Origin of the sequence: Streptomyces flavalbus (assembly GCF_042674625.1) — a bacterium.
GTDB classification, from domain to species: Bacteria; Actinomycetota; Actinomycetes; order Streptomycetales; family Streptomycetaceae; genus Streptomyces; species Streptomyces flavalbus.
Genome location: NZ_JBHTEB010000001.1, coordinates 2,942,330 through 2,961,834, shown reverse-complemented (window position 1 = coordinate 2,961,834; position 19,505 = coordinate 2,942,330). Strand labels below are relative to the sequence as shown.

17 protein-coding genes and 1 pseudogene are annotated in these 19,505 nt (G+C 72.2%); 11 read left to right on the top strand and 7 right to left on the bottom strand.

Going from position 1 to position 19,505, the window contains the following annotated elements; genetic code table 11:
• Positions 1 to 14: 14 nt before the first annotated feature.
• The 3 genes from ACFQZ6_RS13165 to ACFQZ6_RS13155 are packed head-to-tail and all read left to right on the top strand — an operon-like array spanning position 15 to position 3,273.
• Positions 15 to 1,283, top strand: coding sequence for a hypothetical protein (locus ACFQZ6_RS13165; RefSeq protein WP_381607912.1), 1,269 nt, complete (start codon positions 15 to 17; stop codon positions 1,281 to 1,283).
• Complete coding sequence (locus ACFQZ6_RS13160) at positions 1,280 to 2,182, top strand: hypothetical protein (RefSeq protein WP_381607911.1); 903 nt, start codon at positions 1,280 to 1,282, stop codon at positions 2,180 to 2,182. Before ACFQZ6_RS13165 ends, ACFQZ6_RS13160 begins: the two co-directional genes overlap by 4 nt.
• Before the next feature lie 53 nt (positions 2,183 to 2,235).
• A complete protein-coding gene (locus tag ACFQZ6_RS13155; RefSeq protein WP_381607910.1) occupies positions 2,236 to 3,273 on the top strand; it encodes an esterase-like activity of phytase family protein in 1,038 nt (345 codons plus the stop codon).
• Here the strand turns inward: ACFQZ6_RS13155 and ACFQZ6_RS13150 are convergent.
• On the bottom strand, positions 3,249 to 3,809 hold the full coding sequence (locus ACFQZ6_RS13150) for a GNAT family N-acetyltransferase (protein ID WP_381607908.1): 561 nt from the start codon (positions 3,807 to 3,809) through the stop codon (positions 3,249 to 3,251). The genes ACFQZ6_RS13155 and ACFQZ6_RS13150 overlap by 25 nt on opposite strands.
• Positions 3,810 to 3,936: 127 nt before the next feature.
• On the opposite strand from ACFQZ6_RS13150, the gene ACFQZ6_RS13145 reads away from it, so the two are divergent.
• The 3 genes from ACFQZ6_RS13145 (at position 3,937) to ACFQZ6_RS13135 (ending at position 9,632) form a co-directional block, all read left to right on the top strand.
• A complete protein-coding gene (locus tag ACFQZ6_RS13145; RefSeq protein WP_381607907.1) occupies positions 3,937 to 7,662 on the top strand; it encodes an ABC transporter ATP-binding protein in 3,726 nt (1,241 codons plus the stop codon).
• Between the two features lie 63 nt (positions 7,663 to 7,725).
• Positions 7,726 to 8,145 (top strand): hypothetical protein, encoded by a 420-nt coding sequence (locus ACFQZ6_RS13140; protein ID WP_381607905.1) that lies wholly within the window; start codon positions 7,726 to 7,728, stop codon positions 8,143 to 8,145.
• A 68-nt stretch (positions 8,146 to 8,213) separates the two neighbouring features.
• Positions 8,214 to 9,632, top strand: coding sequence for a S28 family serine protease (locus ACFQZ6_RS13135; protein ID WP_381607904.1), 1,419 nt, complete (start codon positions 8,214 to 8,216; stop codon positions 9,630 to 9,632).
• A 54-nt stretch (positions 9,633 to 9,686) separates the two neighbouring features.
• Here ACFQZ6_RS13135 and ACFQZ6_RS13130 read toward each other — a convergent pair whose 3' ends face one another.
• Together ACFQZ6_RS13130 and ACFQZ6_RS13125 are read right to left on the bottom strand one after the other, a co-directional pair.
• Positions 9,687 to 11,510, bottom strand: a complete 1,824-nt coding sequence (locus ACFQZ6_RS13130; RefSeq protein ID WP_381607902.1) for a glycoside hydrolase family 3 protein — start codon at positions 11,508 to 11,510, stop codon at positions 9,687 to 9,689.
• A gap of 115 nt (positions 11,511 to 11,625) precedes the next feature.
• The gene (locus tag ACFQZ6_RS13125) at positions 11,626 to 12,531 is read right to left on the bottom strand and encodes a LysR family transcriptional regulator (protein WP_381607901.1); all 906 of its coding nucleotides are present in this window, start codon (positions 12,529 to 12,531) and stop codon (positions 11,626 to 11,628) included.
• A gap of 89 nt (positions 12,532 to 12,620) precedes the next feature.
• Between ACFQZ6_RS13125 and ACFQZ6_RS13120 the strand changes: the two genes are divergently transcribed.
• Both ACFQZ6_RS13120 and ACFQZ6_RS13115 read left to right on the top strand, forming a co-directional pair.
• Entirely contained in the window at positions 12,621 to 13,577 is a 957-nt protein-coding gene (locus ACFQZ6_RS13120) for an EamA family transporter (protein WP_381607900.1), read from the top strand.
• Positions 13,578 to 13,585: 8 nt separating this feature from the next.
• The gene (locus ACFQZ6_RS13115) at positions 13,586 to 14,350 is read left to right on the top strand and encodes a hypothetical protein (protein WP_381607898.1); all 765 of its coding nucleotides are present in this window, start codon (positions 13,586 to 13,588) and stop codon (positions 14,348 to 14,350) included.
• Between the two features lie 804 nt (positions 14,351 to 15,154).
• Here ACFQZ6_RS13115 and ACFQZ6_RS13110 read toward each other — a convergent pair.
• Both ACFQZ6_RS13110 and ACFQZ6_RS13105 read right to left on the bottom strand, forming a co-directional pair.
• Positions 15,155 to 15,349 carry a DUF397 domain-containing protein gene (locus tag ACFQZ6_RS13110; RefSeq protein ID WP_381607896.1) on the bottom strand — a complete coding sequence of 65 codons (195 nt, stop codon included), beginning with the start codon at positions 15,347 to 15,349 and terminating at the stop codon, positions 15,155 to 15,157.
• Complete coding sequence (locus ACFQZ6_RS13105; RefSeq protein WP_381607894.1) at positions 15,346 to 16,164, bottom strand: helix-turn-helix domain-containing protein; 819 nt, start codon at positions 16,162 to 16,164, stop codon at positions 15,346 to 15,348. The genes ACFQZ6_RS13110 and ACFQZ6_RS13105 overlap by 4 nt, the downstream gene beginning before the upstream one ends.
• A gap of 160 nt (positions 16,165 to 16,324) precedes the next feature.
• Between ACFQZ6_RS13105 and ACFQZ6_RS13100 the strand changes: the two genes are divergently transcribed.
• Complete coding sequence (locus tag ACFQZ6_RS13100) at positions 16,325 to 16,717, top strand: ATP-binding protein (protein ID WP_381607893.1); 393 nt, start codon at positions 16,325 to 16,327, stop codon at positions 16,715 to 16,717.
• A 40-nt stretch (positions 16,718 to 16,757) separates the two neighbouring features.
• The gene (locus ACFQZ6_RS13095) at positions 16,758 to 17,654 is read left to right on the top strand and encodes an RCC1 domain-containing protein (RefSeq protein WP_381607891.1); all 897 of its coding nucleotides are present in this window, start codon (positions 16,758 to 16,760) and stop codon (positions 17,652 to 17,654) included.
• On the opposite strand, the pseudogene ACFQZ6_RS13090 reads toward ACFQZ6_RS13095, so the two are convergent.
• Together ACFQZ6_RS13090 and ACFQZ6_RS13085 are read right to left on the bottom strand one after the other, a co-directional pair.
• Positions 17,629 to 18,284 (bottom strand): annotated as a pseudogene (locus ACFQZ6_RS13090) (class I SAM-dependent methyltransferase). The gene ACFQZ6_RS13095 and the pseudogene ACFQZ6_RS13090 sit on opposite strands and share 26 nt — an antisense overlap.
• Positions 18,285 to 18,400: 116 nt before the next feature.
• Complete coding sequence (locus ACFQZ6_RS13085; protein ID WP_381607889.1) at positions 18,401 to 18,967, bottom strand: Uma2 family endonuclease; 567 nt, start codon at positions 18,965 to 18,967, stop codon at positions 18,401 to 18,403.
• Positions 18,968 to 19,056: 89 nt separating this feature from the next.
• On the opposite strand from ACFQZ6_RS13085, the gene ACFQZ6_RS13080 reads away from it, so the two are divergent.
• On the top strand, positions 19,057 to 19,500 hold the full coding sequence (locus ACFQZ6_RS13080; RefSeq protein WP_381607887.1) for a cytidine deaminase family protein: 444 nt from the start codon (positions 19,057 to 19,059) through the stop codon (positions 19,498 to 19,500).
• Positions 19,501 to 19,505: the final 5 nt, after the last annotated feature.

The following is a 19,505-nucleotide window of genomic DNA, read 5'->3' as shown; positions in this document are numbered from 1 at the left end:
GAGGCAAGCACGCCATGGCAGTCATCCTCATCGCGATCGTGCTGTTGGCGGTCGTCTACACCGTGTCCAGGACCGCTCGGAACCGCAGGCGGCACCAGCCGCCCTCAGCCGCCGACTACCAGCAGGTCCCCACCTTCCAGGTCGTCACCATCGGCCTCCAGGGCTCCGGCAAGACGCTCCTGCTGGCCAGCATGTACCACCAGCTCCAGACCCCGGCCCACCAGTGCTTCTTCCTCACCGCGCCGCGCGACGAGGTGCTGCTGCTGAACCGGTGGTTCCACCAGATGGCCGACACCGAGTCCGCGCACGGCTGGCCGCGCGGCACGGCCAAGGGCGAGACCCGGCACTTCACCTTCACCGTCAAGACCCGCACCGGACCGGCCACGCACACCGCCTTCCACATCAGGTACCTGGAGTACGCGGGCGAGTTGCTCACCGAGATCCAGGAGCCGGGCTCCACCGCGCAGGAGGAACTCGAAGAGCACATCAGGACCGCCGACTCCCTGCTCGGCGTCGTCGACGGCTACGTCCTGCGCAAGGTCTGCGACGGCGACCCGGGCGGGCGCAGACGGCTCGCGCGGGCCCTCGACGCCATGGTGCCGCTGATGATCACGGCCACCTGCCCGGTCAGCTTCGTCATCACCAAGTGGGACCTGCTCGCCGACCTCCACCCCGACGAGCGCGAGCGCATGAGGATCGTGCGGGAAGTGCTCATGGCCAACGCCCAGTTCAGCTCCCTGGTGCGCATCCACAGCGACGACCGGGTGGTCCGGCTGATCCCGGTGAGCGCCGTCGGACCCGACTTCGCCACCGTCGACCCGTCCGGCGAGGTGGTCAAGGCGGGGCGCGGGGAGGTCCGGCCCGCCCATGTGGAGGTGCCGCTCTCGGCCGTCGTACCGGACATGTTCGACGTCGTCGAGCACCGCCTCGACGAGACCACCCGGCGACTGCTGCGGGAGGAGGTGCGGCGGCGCAGCCGGATGACGCCGGTGGAGGCGCTCGCCTCGCTCGGCACGTTCGCCGGGCAGGTCGCCGGACGCGCCCTGACCCTCGCCTTCGGCACCACCACCGCCCTGCTCGTCTCCAACTCCCTGATGGACCTCTACATGGACTCCCAGTCCGGCGCCCAGAGCAGCCGACAGGCCCGCGCCGAGCAGGAACTCGACGGTGAGCAGGCGAAGATCGAGGAGTTCCGGCGCGCCCGGCGCCGCGTCGTCGACGACATGCGGCGCAAGGTCAACACCCTTGAGGTGCAGTTGCCCGCGTCGAGGCTGACGCCGTGACCGCGCCCCACGGCGGTGCGACGGCGTACGGCGCCTGGCCGTTCCTGGTCGCCCGGGGCCGCCACCGCGGCTACCGCACGCTCCTCGCACCGGACTTCCTCGTCGCCGACCGCGACTACGGGGCCCTCGACGACTCGGTGGCCCCCGACGACGAGGACGACCGGGCGCGGGTCATGGACGTCACCACCCGCGCGGGCCGCGCGCTGACGGTCGTCCACGCCACGCACCTGGTCACGGCGGCGGACACCGGCCAGCCGGAGCTGGCCCCGCGCGACGAGCACGGGCGCCCGTTGCAGATGATCTACGGGTTCGTCTGCCCGCACGCGCGGGTCACCGACCCCGCCGACGCCGACCTCGCCCAGGCCCGGGAGGCCGCCCTCGCCGCGTACCGGGCCTTCCTCACCGCGGAGGACGCCGACGAGGAGTTCACCGTGCGCGGCGCCCCGGCCTTCGCCCTGCGCTCGGACGCGGTGCCCCGCCGGGACCCGCGCCGCACGCCCGCCGGGACGGCGTCGGCACCTCGGGAACGCCGGGAGCGCCGGACGCCGGTGCCGCCGCTCTTTGGGCTGCTGCTGCTCGTCACCGTGCTGACCGTCCTCGGCGTGCTCCTCTACAACTGGGCCAGCGCGCCGGAGGGGGGCAAGGGCCCCGACCCGTGCGCCACCACCCAGGCCGCCGCCGCGCCCAAGGACCCGAGGCCGACGGCCACCTGCCCGTCACCGTGCGCCACCCCCCCGGCCGCCGCCGCGCCCAAGGACCCGAGGCCGACGGCCACCTGCCCGTCACCGTGCGCCACCACCCAGGCCGCCGCCGCGCCCAAGTCCCCGACACCGACGCCCACTTGTCCGTCCCCGTCCCCTTCCCCGTCACCGTCGCCCTCCCGGCCCTCGGGGAGGTGACCCTTCACGGCGCGGCCTCCCCACCGTCACCGCCACCGCCTACCGTGACGCCCATGCGCCTGAGATCCGCACTCGCCACGGCCACCGCCGCCCTGACGGTGGCCGCCACCTGTCTGACCGCAGCCGGGGCGGCCCACGCGACCGCCGCCCCCTCGCCCGCGTCCCGGGCCTGCTCGCCGTCCGTGGCCATCCGGGGCTTCTCCGACGCCCTCGACAAGACGACGTACGACGGCACCGACGTCGGCAACCTCTCCGCGCTCGCCACCGACCGCGACGGCACGCTCGCCGCCCTCTCCGACCGGTCCGCCCTGTTCACCCTGGACGCGCGCACCCTCCAGCCGCGCCGGGTCGTGAAGCTCACCGACGAGGCCGGGGGCGCCCTGGACTCCGAGGGCCTGGTCGTGGACCGCGACGGCAGCTACCTGATCTCCGACGAGCACGGGCCCGCCGTACGCCGCCACGCCCGCACCGGCGAGATCCTCGCGAGCCTCCCCGTGCCGGACGCGCTGCGGGTCGCCCCCGCCGGGCGGGCCACCACCAACCTCACCTTCGAGGGGCTGACCCTGCTGCCCGGCGGGCGGACCCTGCTGGCGTCGATGGAGGCCGCCCTGTCCGGCGACGACACGGACACCGTCCGCTTCCAGACCTGGCGGCGGACCGGGAGCGGCGACTTCCGGCTCGGCGCCCAGTACGGCTACCGCGCCGACCCCGGCCTCGGGGTCCCCGAGGTCACCGCCACGCCCGACGGACGTCTGCTCGTCCTGGAGCGCGGCTACACCCCCGGCGTCGGCAACACCGTCCGCCTCTACCTGGCCGACCCCCGGCACGCCACCGACACCAGCGACGTCCCGGCCCTGACCGGGCAGGACGGCGTCCGCCTGATCCGCAAGGCGCTGCTCGCCGACCTCGTCGACTGCCCCGACCTGGGCGCCACGGCGAAGCAGCCGCAGCCCAACCCGCTGCTCGACAACATCGAGGCGATGACGGTCACCGGCCGCGCCAAGGACCGCCTGGACGTCCTGCTGGCCAGCGACGACAACGCGAGCCCGAACCAGACGACCCGCTTCTACGCGCTCACGGTCCGGCCGTGACCTGAGTCCGGCTTCCAGTCCTGGGCGAGGAGCCCGAGCAGCACCTCGTCCAGGAACTCGCCCAGCACCCACGCCGAGGAGCGCAGCACGCCCTCGCGGACGAAGCCGTTGCGCTCGGCGGAGCGCAGCATCGCCGCGTTGTCCGCCAGCGTCTCGATCTGGAGCCGGTGCAGCCCGCGCACCACGAAGCCGTAGTGGCACAGCACCGCCACCACGTCCGTGCCGTAGCCCTTGCCGCGCGCCGAGGGCAGCAGGCCGAGGCCGATGTGCGCGCACCGGTTGTGGGTGTCGATGCCCCACAGGTTCGCGGTGCCGACCAGCGTGCCGCCGTCCAGCTCCACCACGGAGAAGGGGACGCTGCCCTCCCGGGTGTCGTCCACCACGAGCCGGGGGTCCTTCGACCCGGGCGTGACCGGCCGCCACGGCCCGGCCTCGGCCCGGGAGGCGTTGACCACGTCGTCGTACAGCTCGGCCCGCAGCACCGGGATGTCGTCCTCGTGCCGGGCGCGCAGCCCGACCTTGCTCCCCTTCAACATGCGGGCTTCCTATCCGACCGGGCCGAGCCGCCGCAAACGAATACCCGTGCCGGCGCCGGGATGAAATCCGGCCCCGTCCGCGTTGGTGCCTTCCGGAAGATCAGGTCGTCGGAGGGAAGGCACCCGCGTGGACAGGCAACGGGGATGGGCACGGCGGCTGGCCGGATACGCCTGGCGGTATCCGAAGGACGTCGTCCTCGCCCTGGGCTCGTCGCTCGCCGGGATGGCCGTCATGGCGGTCGTCCCGCTGATCACCAAGGTGATCATCGACGATGTCATCGGGGACAGGACCCGCTCCATGGCCCCCTGGGCGGGCGCCCTGATCGGCGCCGCGCTGCTGGTCTACGTCTTCACCTACATCCGCCGCTACTACGGCGGCCGACTCGCCCTCGACGTCCAGCACGACCTGCGCACCGAGATGTACGGCACGATCACCCGGCTCGACGGGCGCCGCCAGGACGAGCTGTCCACCGGGCAGGTCGTCGGCCGGGCCACCAGCGACCTCCAGCTGATCCAGGGCCTGCTGTTCATGCTCCCGATGACCATCGGGAACTTCCTGCTCTTCCTGATCTCCCTGGTGATCATGGCGTGGCTGTCCATACCGCTCACGCTGGTCGCCCTCGCCGTCGCGCCCGCCCTGTGGTGGATCGCCAAGCGCAGCCGCACCCGGCTGCACCCGTCCACCTGGTACGCGCAGGCGCAGGCCGCCGCCGTCGCGGGCGTCGTCGACGGCGCGGTCAGCGGCGTACGCGTGGTGAAGGGGTTCGGGCAGGAGGCGCAGGAGACCGGCAAGCTCCGCGAGGTCGGCCGGAAGCTGTTCGCGGGGCGGCTGCGCACCATCCGCCTGAACAGCCGCTACACCCCCGCCCTCCAGGCCGTGCCCGCGCTCGGCCAGGTCGCCATGCTGGCCCTCGGCGGCTGGCTCGCGGTCCACGGGCACATCACCCTCGGCACGTTCGTCGCGTTCTCCACCTACCTCGCCCAGCTCGTCGGCCCGGTCCGGATGCTCGCCATGGTCCTCACCGTCGGCCAGCAGGCCCGCGCGGGCACCGAGCGCGTCCTGGAGCTGATCGACACCGAGCCGTCCCTCACCGACGGCGAGCGCGACCTGCCCGCCGACGCGCCCGCGACCGTCGAGTTCGACGACGTCTCCTTCGGCTACGACCCCGACCGGCCCGTCCTCGACGGCCTCACCTTCCGCATCGCCCCCGGCGAGACCCTCGCCGTCGTCGGCACCTCCGGCTCCGGCAAGTCGACGGTCTCCCTGCTGCTGCCCCGCTTCTACGACGTGACCGGCGGCGCCGTCCGCGTCGGCGGCCACGACGTGCGCGAGCTGACGCAGGAGTCGCTGCGGGCGGCCATCGGACTGGTCCCGGAGGACTCCTTCCTCTTCTCCGACACCGTCCGCAACAACATCGCCTACGGCCACCCGGGCGCCACCGACGAGCAGATCGAGCAGGCCGCCCGCGCCGCCCAGGCCGACGGCTTCATCGCCGAGCTGCCCCACGGCTACGACACCAAGGTCGGCGAGCACGGCCTCACCCTCTCCGGCGGCCAGCGCCAGCGCATCGCCCTGGCCCGCGCCCTGCTCACCGACCCCCGCCTCCTCGTCCTGGACGACGCCACCTCCGCCGTGGACGCCCGCGTCGAGCACGAGATCCACGAGGCCCTCCAGCACGTCATGGCGGGCCGCACCACCCTCCTCATCGCGCACCGCCGCTCCACCCTCAACCTCGCCGACCGCATCGCCGTCCTGGACGCGGGCCGCCTCGCCGCCGTCGGCACCCACGAGGAACTCCAGGAACGCTCCCCCCTCTACCGCCGCCTCCTCACCGACCCCGACGAACTCGGCGCCGTCTCCCCGGGCCACGCCCAGCCCCAGGCACCCCAGGAGGACACCTCCGTACGCGACGAGCTGGACGCCGAGTTCGACGCCGAGCGCGGCATCACCCCGAGGCTGTGGGCGGGCGAGCGCCAGCCCCGAGACGCGGCGATGGACGGCAGCCCCGCCACCCCCGAACTCCTCGCCCAGGTGGAGGCGCTGCCCCCGGCGACCGACACCCCCGACGTCGACGAGACCCGCGCCGTCACCCCGGAGGACTCCTACGGCCTGCGCCGCCTCCTGCGAGGCTTCGGCCTCCCCCTCCTCGTCAGCCTCGCCCTGGTCGCGGTCGACGCGGGCACGGGCCTGCTGCTGCCCGTGCTGATCCGGCACGGCATCGACAGCGGCGTCACCGAGATGGCGATCGGCGCGGTCTGGACGGCCTCGCTGCTGGCGCTGCTGTCCGTGCTCGCCCAGTGGGCCGCGCAGACCGGTGAGATCCGCATGACCGGCCGCACCGGCGAACGCGTCCTGTACGCCCTGCGCCTGAAGATCTTCGCCCAGCTCCAGCGCCTCGGCCTCGACTACTACGAGCGTGAGCTGACCGGCCGCATCATGACCCGGATGACGACGGACGTGGACGCCCTGTCGACGTTCCTCCAGACCGGCCTGGTCACCGCGTTCGTCTCGGTCGTCACCTTCTTCGGCATCATGGTCGCCCTGCTGGTCCTCGACGTCGAACTCGCCCTCGTCGTCTTCGCCACCCTGCCGCCGCTGGTCCTCGCCACGTTCTTCTTCCGCCGGGCGAGCGTGAAGGCGTACGAACTGGCCCGCGAGCGGGTCTCCACGGTCAACGCCGACCTCCAGGAGATGGTGTCCGGGCTGCGGATCGTGCAGGCGTTCCGGCGCGAGGGCGACGGCGGCCGGGCGTTCGCGGAGCGCAGCGACAGCTACCGCCAGGCCCGCGTCCACGGCCAGTGGCTGATCTCCGTCTACTTCCCGTTCGTGCAGTTCCTGTCGTCGGCCGCTGCCGCCGCCGTGCTCATCGTCGGCGCGGGCCGCATCGAGGCGGGCACGCTGACGACGGGCGCGCTGGTGGCGTACCTGCTCTACATCGACCTGTTCTTCGCGCCGGTGCAGCAGCTCTCCCAGGTCTTCGACGGCTACCAGCAGGCCACGGTCTCCCTGGGCCGCATCCAGGAACTCCTGCGCGAGCCCACGTCGACGAAGAACGCCCCCAAGGCCGCCGACGTGCGCGCCCTGCGCGGCGAGATCGCCTTCGAGGACGTCCACTTCAGGTACGGGGACGACGAGGAGGCGCTCACCGGCATCGACCTGCGCGTCCCCGCCGGGCAGACCGTCGCGTTCGTCGGTGAGACCGGCGCGGGCAAGTCGACGCTGGTGAAGCTGGTGGCCCGGTTCTACGACCCGACCGGCGGCCGGGTCACCGTCGACGGCACCGACCTGCGCGACCTCGACCTGACGGCGTACCGGCACCGCCTCGGCGTCGTACCGCAGGAGGCGTACCTGTTCCCCGGCACCGTCCGGGACGCCATCGCCTACGGGCGCCCCGACGCCACCGACGCCGAGGTGGAGGCGGCGGCCCGCGCGGTCGGCGCCCACGAGATGATCGCCACGCTGGAGGGCGGCTACCTGCACGAGGTCGCCGAGCGGGGCCGCAACCTGTCCGCCGGTCAGCGGCAGCTCATCGCGCTGGCCCGCGCCGAACTCGTCGACCCCGACGTGCTGTTGCTGGACGAGGCGACGGCGGCGCTGGACCTGGCGACGGAGGCGCAGGTCAACCAGGCCACCGACCGGCTCGCCGGTCGCCGTACCACCCTCGTCGTCGCGCACCGGCTGACCACCGCCGCCCGCGCCGACCGGGTGGTGGTCATGGACCACGGCCGGGTCGCGGAGGACGGCACGCACGACGAACTCCTCGCGCGGGGCGGCCGGTACGCCGAGCTGTGGCGGACGTTCATCGGCGCGCCGGAGGAGAAGGACCTGGCCCCCGCGTCCACCGCCCGCTGACGCAACCAACCGCCCTACGTCGTGCGTCCGTACACCAGTACGTCCATGGACGGCGGGGAGGTCATGCCAGTGGGCAGCGGTGACAGGGGGCGCACGGGTCGCGGGGGCGCGGCACGGCGGTGGCTGGCGCTGGGCACGGCCGTCCTCGCCACCTCCGGGCTGCTCACGCTCATGACGCCCGCCGACGCGCGGGCGGCGTCGTCCTGCGCGGGCCGCGCGGTCCGGTCGCTGCCGTTCTCCACCGGCACCGTGCACATCCACCGCGGCGGCGGCTACGTCTGCGCCGTCACCGTCCCCAAGGACCCCGGCCCGAAGCGCTCCATGCTGGTGAGCGTGCAGGCGCGCGGCAACCGCCCGGTCGTCGACAAGGGCAGGTACCGCTACCGCGCGGGCCCGGTGACCGTGCACGCCGGCCAGCGGTGCGTGCGGGTGAAGGGCAAGGTCGGCCGGGGTTCGGTCAGTTCCGGCTGGATCCTCTGCTGAAGCCCCCTGGTGTGACGCAGGATGCTCCGATAGCTTCCGGCGCACATATGTTTCACAGGGGAGGCTGTATGCGCAAGGCGCTCAGATGGCTGCTCGCGCTCACGGTGCTCATAGGCGCACTGAGCACGGCGGGGACGGCCACCGCCGTCCAGCCGGAGGCCGCGGACATCAAGGACCGGCTCCTGGACATCCCGGGCATGAGCCTGGTCGAGGAGAAGCCGTACCCCGGCTACCGCTTCTTCGTCCTGAACTACACCCAGCCGGTCGACCACCGGCACCCGTCCCAGGGCATGTTCCAGCAGCGGATCACCGTGCTGCACAAGGACGAGTCCCGCCCGACGGTCTTCTACACCGGCGGCTACAACGTCTCCACGACGCCCAGCCGCCGCGAGCCGACCCAGATCGTGGACGGCAACCAGGTCTCCATGGAGTACCGCTTCTTCACCCCGTCGCGCCCCGACCCGGCCGACTGGACCAAGCTGGACATCTGGCAGGCCGCCAGCGACCAGCACCGCATCTTCACGGCCCTCAAGCCGATCTACGACAAGAAGTGGCTCTCCACGGGCGGCTCCAAGGGCGGCATGACCGCCACCTACTACGAGCGCTTCTACCCCCGTGACATGGACGCCGTCGTCGCCTACGTCGCCCCCAACGACGTCGTCAACAAGGAGGACTCGGCCTACGACCGCTTCTTCGCCACCGTCGGCACCAAGGAGTGCCGCGACCGCCTGAACGGCGTGCAGCGGGAGGCCCTGGTGCGCCGCGAGCCGCTGGAGGAGCGCTACGCGGCCTACGCCGCCGAGAACGGCTACACCTTCGACACCGTCGGCAGCCTCGACAAGGCGTACGAGGCGACCGTCCTGGACTTCGTCTGGGGCTTCTGGCAGTACAGCCTGCTGTCGGACTGCGACACCATCCCCGCCGACGCGAAGAACGCCACCGACGACCAGATCTGGGAGACCGTCGACACCATCGCGGGCTTCTCGTTCTACACCGACCAGGGCCTGGAGCCGTACACGCCGTACTACTACCAGGCGGGCACCCAGCTCGGCGCGCCCACGATCCACTTCCCGCACATCGAGAAGCGGTACGTCCGCTACGGCTACCTGCCGCCGCGCTACTTCGTCCCGCGGGACATCCCGATGCGCTTCCAGCCGTCCGCGATGCGCGACATCGACGACTGGGTACGGCACAACGCCACCCGGATGCTGTTCGTCTACGGCGAGAACGACCCGTGGGGCGCGGAGCCGTTCCACCTCGGCAAGGGCGCGCGGGACAGCTACGTCTTCACCGCCCCCGGCGCCAACCACGGCGCCCGGGTCGCCGGTCTCGTCGAGGACGAGCGGGCGCTCGCCACGGCCCGCATCCTGGAGTGGGCGGGCGTGGCCCCGGCCACCGTCCAGTCGGACCCGATGACGGCGAAGCCGCTGGCGAAGTTCGACGCCAAGCTCGACCAGCGGGGCGCGGAGCGCACGCTGAGGCCGTGACCTGACGGCAGGCCGCGCCCGTCCCCGGCAGGGAACGGGCGCGGCCTCATTTTCTTAGTACGACAGCCCGTACCCGATGGGGTACAGCACGCTCGCCGGGTCATCGGCCCGCTGCACCGGCACCGGCAGGTGCCCGCGCGGCGCGACCCGCCCGGCGATGACCCGCGCCGCGGCGCGCAGTTCGACGTCGGTCCAGGAGTACGTCGCCAGGTAGGCGCGCACGGACGGGAACCGCGCGACGTCGTACGGATTGCGGATGGCGACCCCGACGACGGGCTTCCCGGTCTCCAGGAGCCGTTGCACCAGGATCCGTTGGGAGCTGGTGGCGGAGACGTTGTAGGTGGCGACGACGACGGCGTCCGCGTCCCCCGCCGCCGCCACGGCCTGCTCGATCAGCGCCGCGCTGGGACTGGTCCCGGTCGGCAACGCGGTGGCCGTGAAGCCCAGTTCGGTGAGGGCGCCCGCGAGGACACTGGTCGGCGGGCCGGTGGTCCCGGACGGGGACGAGAGGTCGGGCCCGACGACGAGGAGCCTGCGCTGCCGACGCGGGGAGAGCGGAAGCAGCGGACCCTCGTTGACGAGCAGGGTGGTGGTCCGCTCGGCGATCCGGTCGGCGGCCTCCAGGTGCCCCCGGGTGCCGACGGTGGACTCGACGCCGCGCGGACTGACGTACGGCTCGGTGAACAGCCCCAGCTTGGCCTTCAGCCGCAGCACGCGCAGGATCGACTCCTCCAGCCGCGCCTCGGACAGCTCGCCGTCCAGGACGGCCTGCCGTACGGCGTTCCAGGCGAGGTCCAGCTCGGGCGCGTTCAGCAGCAGGTCGACGCCCGCCTTCAGGGCGAGCACGGGCACCCGGTCGTCGCCGTACTTGGTGCGGACGCCCGCCATGTCGAGGGCGTCGGTGACCACGACCCCGTCGTAGCCGAGGCGTTCGCGCAGGATGCCGGTGAGGATGGGCCGGGAGAGGGTGGCCGGGTCGCCGGAGTCGTCGAGGGCCGGGACGAGGATGTGCGCGGTCATGATCGAGTCGATGCCCGCCTCGATCGCCGCGCGGAACGGCGGCTCGTCCAGGGTCTCCCACTGCTCGCGCGTGTGCGTGATCGTCGGGAAGCCGTAGTGGCTGTCGACCTCGGTGTCCCCGTGCCCGGGGAAGTGCTTGGCGGTCGCGGCGACCCCCGACTTCTGGTACCCGGTCACCTCGGCGGCGACCAGCGCGGCGACGGCCTCGGGATCGGCCCCGAAGGACCGCACGCCGATGACGGGGTTGGCCGGGTTGACGTTGACGTCGGCGACGGGGGAGTAGTCCTGCCGGATGCCCATGGCCCGCAGCTCACGCCCGGCGATCCGCCCGAGCGTCCGGGCGTCGGACACGGACCCGCCCGCCCCGATGGCCATGGCCCCCGGGAAGAGCGTGGCGGGCTTCCCGACCCGGGCGACGATGCCGTGCTCCTGGTCGGTGGAGACCAGCACGGGCAGCCCGCGCGGCAGCCCGAGGGACGCCCGCTGGATGCCGTTGGAGAGGGCGGCGATCTGCTGCGGGTCGCGGGTGTTGTGCGCCCAGGCGAAGTAGATGACGCCGCCGAGCCGGTACTTGGCGATCAGCTCGGCGGCGGTGCGCACCCCGAACTGGGCGAGGTTGGCGTCGGCGTCGGCCTGGTCGGGTTCGGTGGCGGAGTGGCCGTAGACCCGGGAGACGAAGAGCTGGCCGACCTTCTCCTCCAGCGTCATCCGGGAGATGAGGGCGCGGAGGCGGTCGTCGTCGGGGGCGGCGTAGGCGGGTGCTCCCATGGCGAGTGCGGCGGTGACGCCCGCCGTGGCGGCGAGGACGGTGCGTCTGGAGGGGACGGATGCGGGGCTACCCGCGCCGGTGTCTTGCACGTGCGCTCCTTCCGGAGGAGATCCGCTGAAGGAAACTTCCGAGGTGCCACCAATATCCGGGAAGTTTCTGCCAGTCAAGGGAGTGCGCTTGAGGCGGGGTCAGAGCCTGTCGCGGTCACGGTTGGTGCGGCGGCCAGTGGGCCTGGAGCGTACGCACGGTCTCGGCGATCGCCGGTCGCCGCCCGAGCCCCGTACGCCACAGCGCGTACAGCCGCCGTACCGGCACCGGATCGAGCACCACCTCCACCACCCCGTCCGGCAACGGCCCCCGCCCGAGCCGCGGCACCAGACAGATCCCGAGCCCGGCGGCGACGAGCGCGACGAGGGTCGGGTTCTCGTCGGCCTGGTGGACGATCTCCGGCTCATGGCCAGCCGTCCGCAGGGTCCGCAGCAGCCAGTCGTGACACACCCGCCCCGGCGGCTGGCACACCCACCGCTCCCCGCCCAGCTCCTCCCGCCGCACCGGCCCCCGCCCGGCGAACCGGTGCCCGCGCGGCACCAGCAGCGTGCACTGGTCCTCCCCGATCGCCGCGTGCTCCACGCCGGGCGGCAGGGGCAGCGGCGCGATGTCCCAGTCGTGGGCCACCGCCAGGTCGACGGCGCCCTTGGCGACCATGTCGACGGACAGGTGCGGATCGACCTCACTGAGCCGCGCGTCCAGCGCGGGATGCCGTACGGCGAGATCCGCGAGCACCCCGGGCAACAGCCCCCGCGCGGCCGACGCGAACGCGGCGACGCTGAGCCGTCCCGACGGCTCGCCCCGCCGCTCCTCCAGCTCGACCTCGGCCCGCTCGACGAGGGCGAGCAGTTCCTCGGCCACGCGGACGAGTTGATGCGCCTCGGCGGTGAGCCGCACCCCCCGCCCCTCCCGCTCAAGGAGGACGGTACGGGTCTCCCGCTCCAGCTTGGCGATCTGCTGGGACACCGCGGACGAGGTGTACCCGAGCGCGGTGGCGGCGGCACCGACGGTGCCGTGCACGGAGACGGCGTGCAGGGCGCGCAGCCGCTGGAGATCAAGCACGGGTCCCTCCATTCATCAGCGTCGCTTAATCCAACCATGCAGAAATCGTCGCTGGTGCTTCACGGTCGCCCCGGGTGATCCTCACAGACATGCGCCCCGCACACGTTGCCCTCGCCGTCCTGGTCGCCGCCGTCTGGGGCGTCAACTTCACCGTCATCGAGATCGGCCTCGACCACTTCCCGCCCCTGCTCTTCTCGGCCCTGCGCTTCCTGGCGGCGGCGCTCCCGGCGGTGTTCCTGGTGGGCCGCCCGAAGGTGGCGTGGCGCTGGATCGTGGCGGTGGGCCTGGTCCTGGGGGTGGCGAAGTTCGGCCTGCTGTTCGTCGGCATGGACGCGGGAATGCCAGCGGGCCTGTCGTCCTTGGTCCTCCAGGTCCAGGCGGTCTTCACGGCACTGATCGCTTTCGCGGCACTCGGCGAACGCCCGACCCGCCTCGCGCTGACGGGCATGGTGATCGCCCTCTCCGGCATAGCCGTCGCCGCCGTGGACGAGGGCACGACGGGCCCGCTCGGCGCCTTCGCCCTGGTGGTCCTGGCGGCGGCCTGCTGGGGCGCGTCGAACGTCCTGACCCGCAAGGCGTCCCCACCGGACGCCCTGAACTTCATGGTCTGGGTGAGCACGGTCCCGGTCCTCCCCCTCCTGACCCTCTCCTTGATGTGGGAGGGCCCGCAGCGGGACATCGACGCCCTGCGCACCCTGGACTGGCAGGGCGCGGGCACGATCGCCTACGTCGCCTGGGTCACGACGGTGTTCGGCTTCGGCGCCTGGGGCTGGCTGCTGCGCCGCCACCCGGCGTCGACGGTGGCGCCGTTCTCCCTCCTGGTCCCGGTCTTCGGCATGTCCTCGGCGGCCCTGTTCCTGGGCGAGCCGGTGACGGGCCTGCGGTGGTGCGCGGCGGTACTGCTGGTGGGCGGGGTGGCGCTGACGTCGTTGCGTAGTTTCACGGATGCCCGCTGGCGGCCCCTACGGCATGATCTGCTTCCGCCGAGGGACGGGGAACGGGTGAGGAGCGGGGGATCATGGGGCGACGGAGAGGTACGAGGCTGAAGACTGGGATGGCGATGGCCACGGCGACGGCTTCAGCGTCGCTGCTGCTGCTGCTGACGGCGTGCGGAGGGGGAACGGACGACGGGGACGCCGCCGCCTCACAGCCCCCGCCCTCGCCCTCCTCTTCCTCTACGCCGACCGCTTCCCCCGACGAGACGGAGCCGGGCACGGAGACGGAAGGGGACGCCGCCCCTGAGTCGGGCGAGAAGTCGCAGGTGAACGTGGAGGAGGTCATCCTCACGCAGGGCGACCTGGCCGAGTTCCAGATCACGGAGTCCCCGGGCGGCGACCGCGACGTCCCACCGACGAAGGCCCGCCCGGCGTCCTGCCAGCCGGTGGAGAACCTCCGCCTGGACGCCTACGCCCCCGCCCCGACCGCCACGGCCCGCCGCTTCGCCGTGGCGACGACCGGCGACTACCGGGGCACGGGCACGACGATCACCCTGACGTCCTTCACCACGGCGCAGGCCGAGAAGATGATGGCGGACCTGCGGGCGGCGGTGACGAAGTGCGCGAGCGGCTACGCGGGCGGCGCGCTGACCTTCTCGGAGGTCCGCAAGCTGGACTCCGTCCCGGTAGGCGACGAGGCGGTGTCCTTCCACCTGACGGGCCGCGCCAACCCGACGTCGTACACACTGGTCCGCCAGGGCTCGATCCTGATCCGCCTCAGCTCGGCCGTCGGCACGGGCGGGGAGGCGGAGGTGCCGCAGCCGGTGATGGTCCAGCAGGTGATGAAGATCCAGGCGGCGGAGGCAAGGGATACGGCGTCGTAGTCGGCGCCTTCCTTCGGGGTGACCGTCGGGGCCGCCCGCTTCTTTTGCCAGGGTCGTGCTTCCACGGCCCGGCCTCAAGGGCGCTCCGCTGTCGCTCCGCGTCGCCTTCGGCGATGGCCCTGCGGGCCACCCTTGACCCCGGTCCGCTCCAGCACGGGTGAGAAGCGCGCGGACGGCCCGGAAAGACGGGGGGCCGGGGTGGGTCGGTCCCTTGGGTGGGCTTCTTGGCTGGGGTGGGTGTGGGGGCGCGTCGGCGCCTCGCCTGCACGCCGGGTGGGCTTAGCGGCTTGCGGCCCGGTGGGAGGGGTTAGGGGGGCGGGGGCTTGCCTCGGCTGTCACATGGGCCTCAGGAGTGTGCGGGTAGGGGGTGATTGGCCCCTTTGGCCCACGCCCAGCCCGCCTCTCCTCAGGAGTGAGGATGGTGTTCGTCCGTCCTGGTCAGGAGGGCGTGGGCCAAAGGGGCCAATCACCGCCCACCCATTGACACACACCCCTCCCCCACTTCCCCTCCCCACCCCCCACCGGGCCGGAAGCCGCTGAGCCAGCCCGGCGTGCTGGCGAGGCGCCGACGCGCCCCTCAGCCCCGGCCCACCACGCACCCCACCTGAAGGGACAACAGACCTGGGCCCCCGTTTTTCCGGGCCGTCCGCGCGCTTCTCACCCGTGCTGGAGCGGACCGGGGTCAAGGGTCGGCCGTAGGCCGATCGGCGCAGCCGACGCGGAGCGACAGCGGAGCGCCCTTGAGGCCGGGCCGTGGAAGTACGACCCTGGCGAAAGAAGCGGGCGGCCCCGACGGTCACTTGCTCAAACGCCGTCCGAGGTCCGACGACTCACTGCCTCCGTGAGGAAGCGTCCCCAGACGGCGGGGGAGACGGTGAGGTGGGGTCGGGCAGGGGCCTTGGAGTCGCGTATGTGAACGGCGGAGGCGATGGCCACCTCGACACACTCGCCTCCGCTTGAGTCGCTGTAGCTGCTCTTGAACCACGTCAGCTCGGTCAAAGCTCACCTGCCAACTGCTCGATGAGGGCGACGGATTCCTCCGGAGAGAGGGCCTGACTTCTGATCATCGCATAGCGACGCGCGAGGAGACCGACCTCGCGCGGATCGGATACGAGGACGCTGTGCCCGTTCCCTTCCATGTAGGCCAGCATGGTCTCTTCCACTGTCTCCAAGAGGGTCAGCGGGCCACCCTGCAACCCGGCGTGCTCAGCCCGTTCCGTCGGCATGACCTGGAGCACGACGTTCGGCCGCGCTGCAGAGGCGACCAGGAACTCGTACTGCGCCCGCATCACCTCGGGCCCGCCGATATGGCGTCGTAGCGCCACCTCCTCAAGGATGACGTTGACCACGCAGGTCGGCTTGCGGTCCAACAGCGCCTTGCGCTCCATGCGTGCGGAGACGAGCACCTCCACGTCATCCTCCAACGGCGGGAAGGCACAGTGCAGCACCGCACGGGCGTAGTCCGGCGTCTGAAGCAGACCGTGGATGAGCTGGGGACAGTACGAGGAGACGCTGAGCGCCTCCTGCTCCACTCGCACGAACCCCTGGAAGTGCGCGGGATACCGCTCCAGCCGCAGGTACTTGGACGCGGCCGAGATGATTCCCCCGGCTTCCAGCGCCTTCTCCGCCGCCTTGATGAACTCGTCCGTCGCGGGCTTGGCGAACGTCTCCACCGCGCTCACCGCCGCGCCCGAGTAGGACATCCGCTCGCCCAGTTCGCTCTGCGAGAGCCCCGCTGCCGTACGCAACATGCGGAGCACCTCGCCGAAGTACTGGGCGGCCGGTGACGATGACTTCTTCCCGGACTGCGGCATCGCAGTCACCTCCTCAACACACCTCAACGACAGTTCAACGGTCCGCTCAACGTCCGCGCCGGTCAGGGGCGTTGACGCTAGGCCCCTGGTGACGCTAGCGATGAGGACTGACAGTGGAGGTGTGAACACAGAAAGTCATCACACCTGGTACCGCCGCTTCATGCCGGTCATCGAAAACGTGGCCGAGGCCCGGCAGGGTGTCCGTGCCGTGTTGGACTCCTGGGCGGTCCCGGAGGACACCACGGAGACGGTCGCCCTGATCGTCACGGAGCTGGCCGCGAACGCCGTCACCCACGCCCACCGCCCCGGCCGTACCTTCGACGTGGCCCTGACCTGCGACGGCGACGGCAATGGCAACGGGAATGGCGGTGGCGGTGGCAAGACGATCGAGATCGAGGTCCACGACCCGTCCCCCCGCCACCCGGTCCGCCGCCCCTACGACCCGGAGGCCACCTCAGGTCGTGGCCTGCTCCTCGTGGAGTCCCTCGCGAACGCCTGGGAGGTCAGGGACCGTGAGCAGGGGAAGACGGTGTGGGTGCAGGTCGTACGGTGAGAACAGTGTCGTCTGCCAAGTACGGGTAGAGGGAGGCGGAATGGTCACTGCCCGGGCGGTGCTGGCTGCCGGTCGGCGTCATTCGGTGGCGCGGCGCTGGGACGGGACCGTGCTCGCGGTGGGTGAGGGCGCAGCCGACGAGTGTCGTGTCGAGGGGTGGGAGGACGTGGTCGCGGTGGCGGCGGGCAACGTCCATACCGCGAGGAACACGGGCAGGTCCCACACGGTGGGGCTCCGGTCGGACGGCACGGTGCTGGCGACGGGCTGGAACGGCGACGGGCAGTGCGAGGTCGCCGGATGGCGGGGCGTCACGGCCGTGGCCGCTGGCTGGCGCCGGACGCTCGGGCTGCTCGCCGACGGGCGTGTCGTTGCCGTCGGCCGGGGCTCGGAGGGGCAGTGCGACGTGCGGTCCTGGCGCGAGATGGTCGCCTTGGCGTGTGGCGACTGGCACTCGGTGGGTGTTCGGGCGGACGGTTCCGCGCTGGCCGTGGGGAACGACCGGCGAGGGCAGTGTGGCGTCGGGGAGTGGCGTGACCTTGTAGCCATCTCCGCCGGGTATCTCCACACCGTCGGCCTCAGAGCCGACGGGCGGGCGGTGGCGGCCGGGGACCGGGCGACCGGGGCGTGTGAGGTCGATGAGTGGGAGGACGTGGTGGCGCTGGACGCGGGCAGCTACCACACGGTCGGCGTCACAGCGTCCGGACGCGTCCTGGCGGTCGGAGACAACGGCCACGGGCAGTGCGAGGTCGGTGACTGGCACGGCATCGTCGCCGTGGCGGCCGGTTCGACGCACACCCTCGGCCTGCGTGCCGACGGCACGGTCGTGGCCACGGGCAACAACGCTGACGGCCAGTGCGATGTCGCGGCCTGGTCCGGAGTCCGGGCCGGGGTCAGTGCTCCCGGTCACCCCGCTAGGTCCTCACGGCGCGCACGATGAGCGTTCCGATGTGCCCCGGCACGGGTGCGTCCAGCACCCTCGCCTCCGCCGCGTCGAACCCGGCCCGGGTCAGCAGCCGTTCCCAGACGGCGGGGCGGTAGCTGTAGCGGTAGGTGAACATGGCCTTTCCGGCAAACCCGCCCTTGTACATGCCCTGGGGTCCGTACGCGCCGGGGATGGCCGGGGGCTGGGAGAACACGAACACGCCGCCGGGGGCGAGCCGCTGACGGACCAGCGGGAAGAGACGCCCGGGGTCGGTGAACCAGGCCGCGCCGAAGATCGAGTAGACGGCGTCGTAGGTGCCCGGGGCGCTGGCCAGCCACTCCAGCACCTCCCCTCGTACGAAAATGGCGCCGGTGCCGCCCCACCGCGCGCTGCTTCTCTCGACCATCACCGGGACAGGTCGACACCGTGCGCCTCGACGCCCCGCTGCGCCAGGTAGGCGAGGGCACGTCCGGTACCGCAGCCGATCTCCAGCACCCGGCGCGGGGCGCCCAGCAGTTCCGGCCCGGGACCGTGCCCGCGGTACTGCGTCCAGCAGAAGCCGGGCTCGGCGTCGTCCCGGAACGCGGACTCGGCGAAGGCGTCCCACAGTTCGGTCTCGGCGGCGATGTCGTGCGGTACGGGCACAGCGGGTTCTCCTCGGGACGGGACCCTGCCCCGCCCCCGGTGCGGGCAGGACGCCGATCTCTACGACGTGATGACGCTGGCGCTGCGCTGAGGTGACCGTGCTCTTGTGCGGTCGTTCAGACCTGGCCCAGGTCGATTTCCACGGGGAAGGGAGCGGTCACCTTCATCACCCCGGTGAACACGTCTCCGTCCCGGTACGTCTTCGTCGCGGGGTCGAGGAGGTACGTGTAGACGAGAGGCACGCCCGTCGCGGCCTGTTCGATGCGCCAGTAGAAGCCGATGCCAGCCTTGGCGTACTGGTCGACCTTCACGATCCGGTCGGTGGTCTCCGAGCCCGGCGACACCACCTCGGCCACCAGCAGTACGTGCTCGGGCCGGGTGGGCGTGACGTCGATCGTGTCGGCGCGGTAGACGACCACGTCGGGGCGGCGGTTGGTCAGCGGGACGTCCTGGAGCCGGACGTCGAAGTCCGTGTCGGCGTTCCAGTCGGGACCCGCGGCGGCGTCGAGGGCGTTCGCCAGGATGCGGGCCAGCCGGTTGTGCCGCTTGGAGGCGCTGGGACTCACGACGACCATTCCGTCCACGATCTCGATACCTGCGCACTGCTCCTCGGACCACGACTCGTACTCCTCGGCCGTGATCTGCTCGTGCATCCACGCCGGGGCCACCATCTCGGCAGTCATGACACGCCTCCCGGACACTGTGCGGCGGGCCCGATCCCGCTGGCCTCAGACTACTGTCTTCCCCTCGCCGTCCGACGAAGACAGAGAAGATGAGCCCGCCCCCGACGCCCCCCGCGCACACCCCTCACCCCGACCCCGTCGACCACGAACTCGTCCAGGCCGCCGCCGACGTCGCCCGCACCCGTTGCCGCGGCGACAACCACACCATGGCGGCGGCTGGCCGTGCCCCGGACGGGCGGGTCGTCACCGCCGTGAACGCCTACCACTTCACCGGAGGGCCCTGTGCCGAGCTGGTCCTGGTGGGTGCGGCGGCGGGGCAGGGGGTCTACGAGCTGGAGACCGTCGTCGCCGTGGGTGACCGTGACCGGGGTGTCGTGCCGCCCTGTGGCCGGTGTCGGCAGGTGCTCCTCGACTACTTCCCGGGGGTGCGGGTCATCGTCGTCGGGTCGGGCGGGGATCTTCGGAGTGTTCTGATCAGCGACCTGCTTCCCTCCAGCTACGTCTGGGCCGAGCACCAAGTCGACGGCGGCTGAGCGGC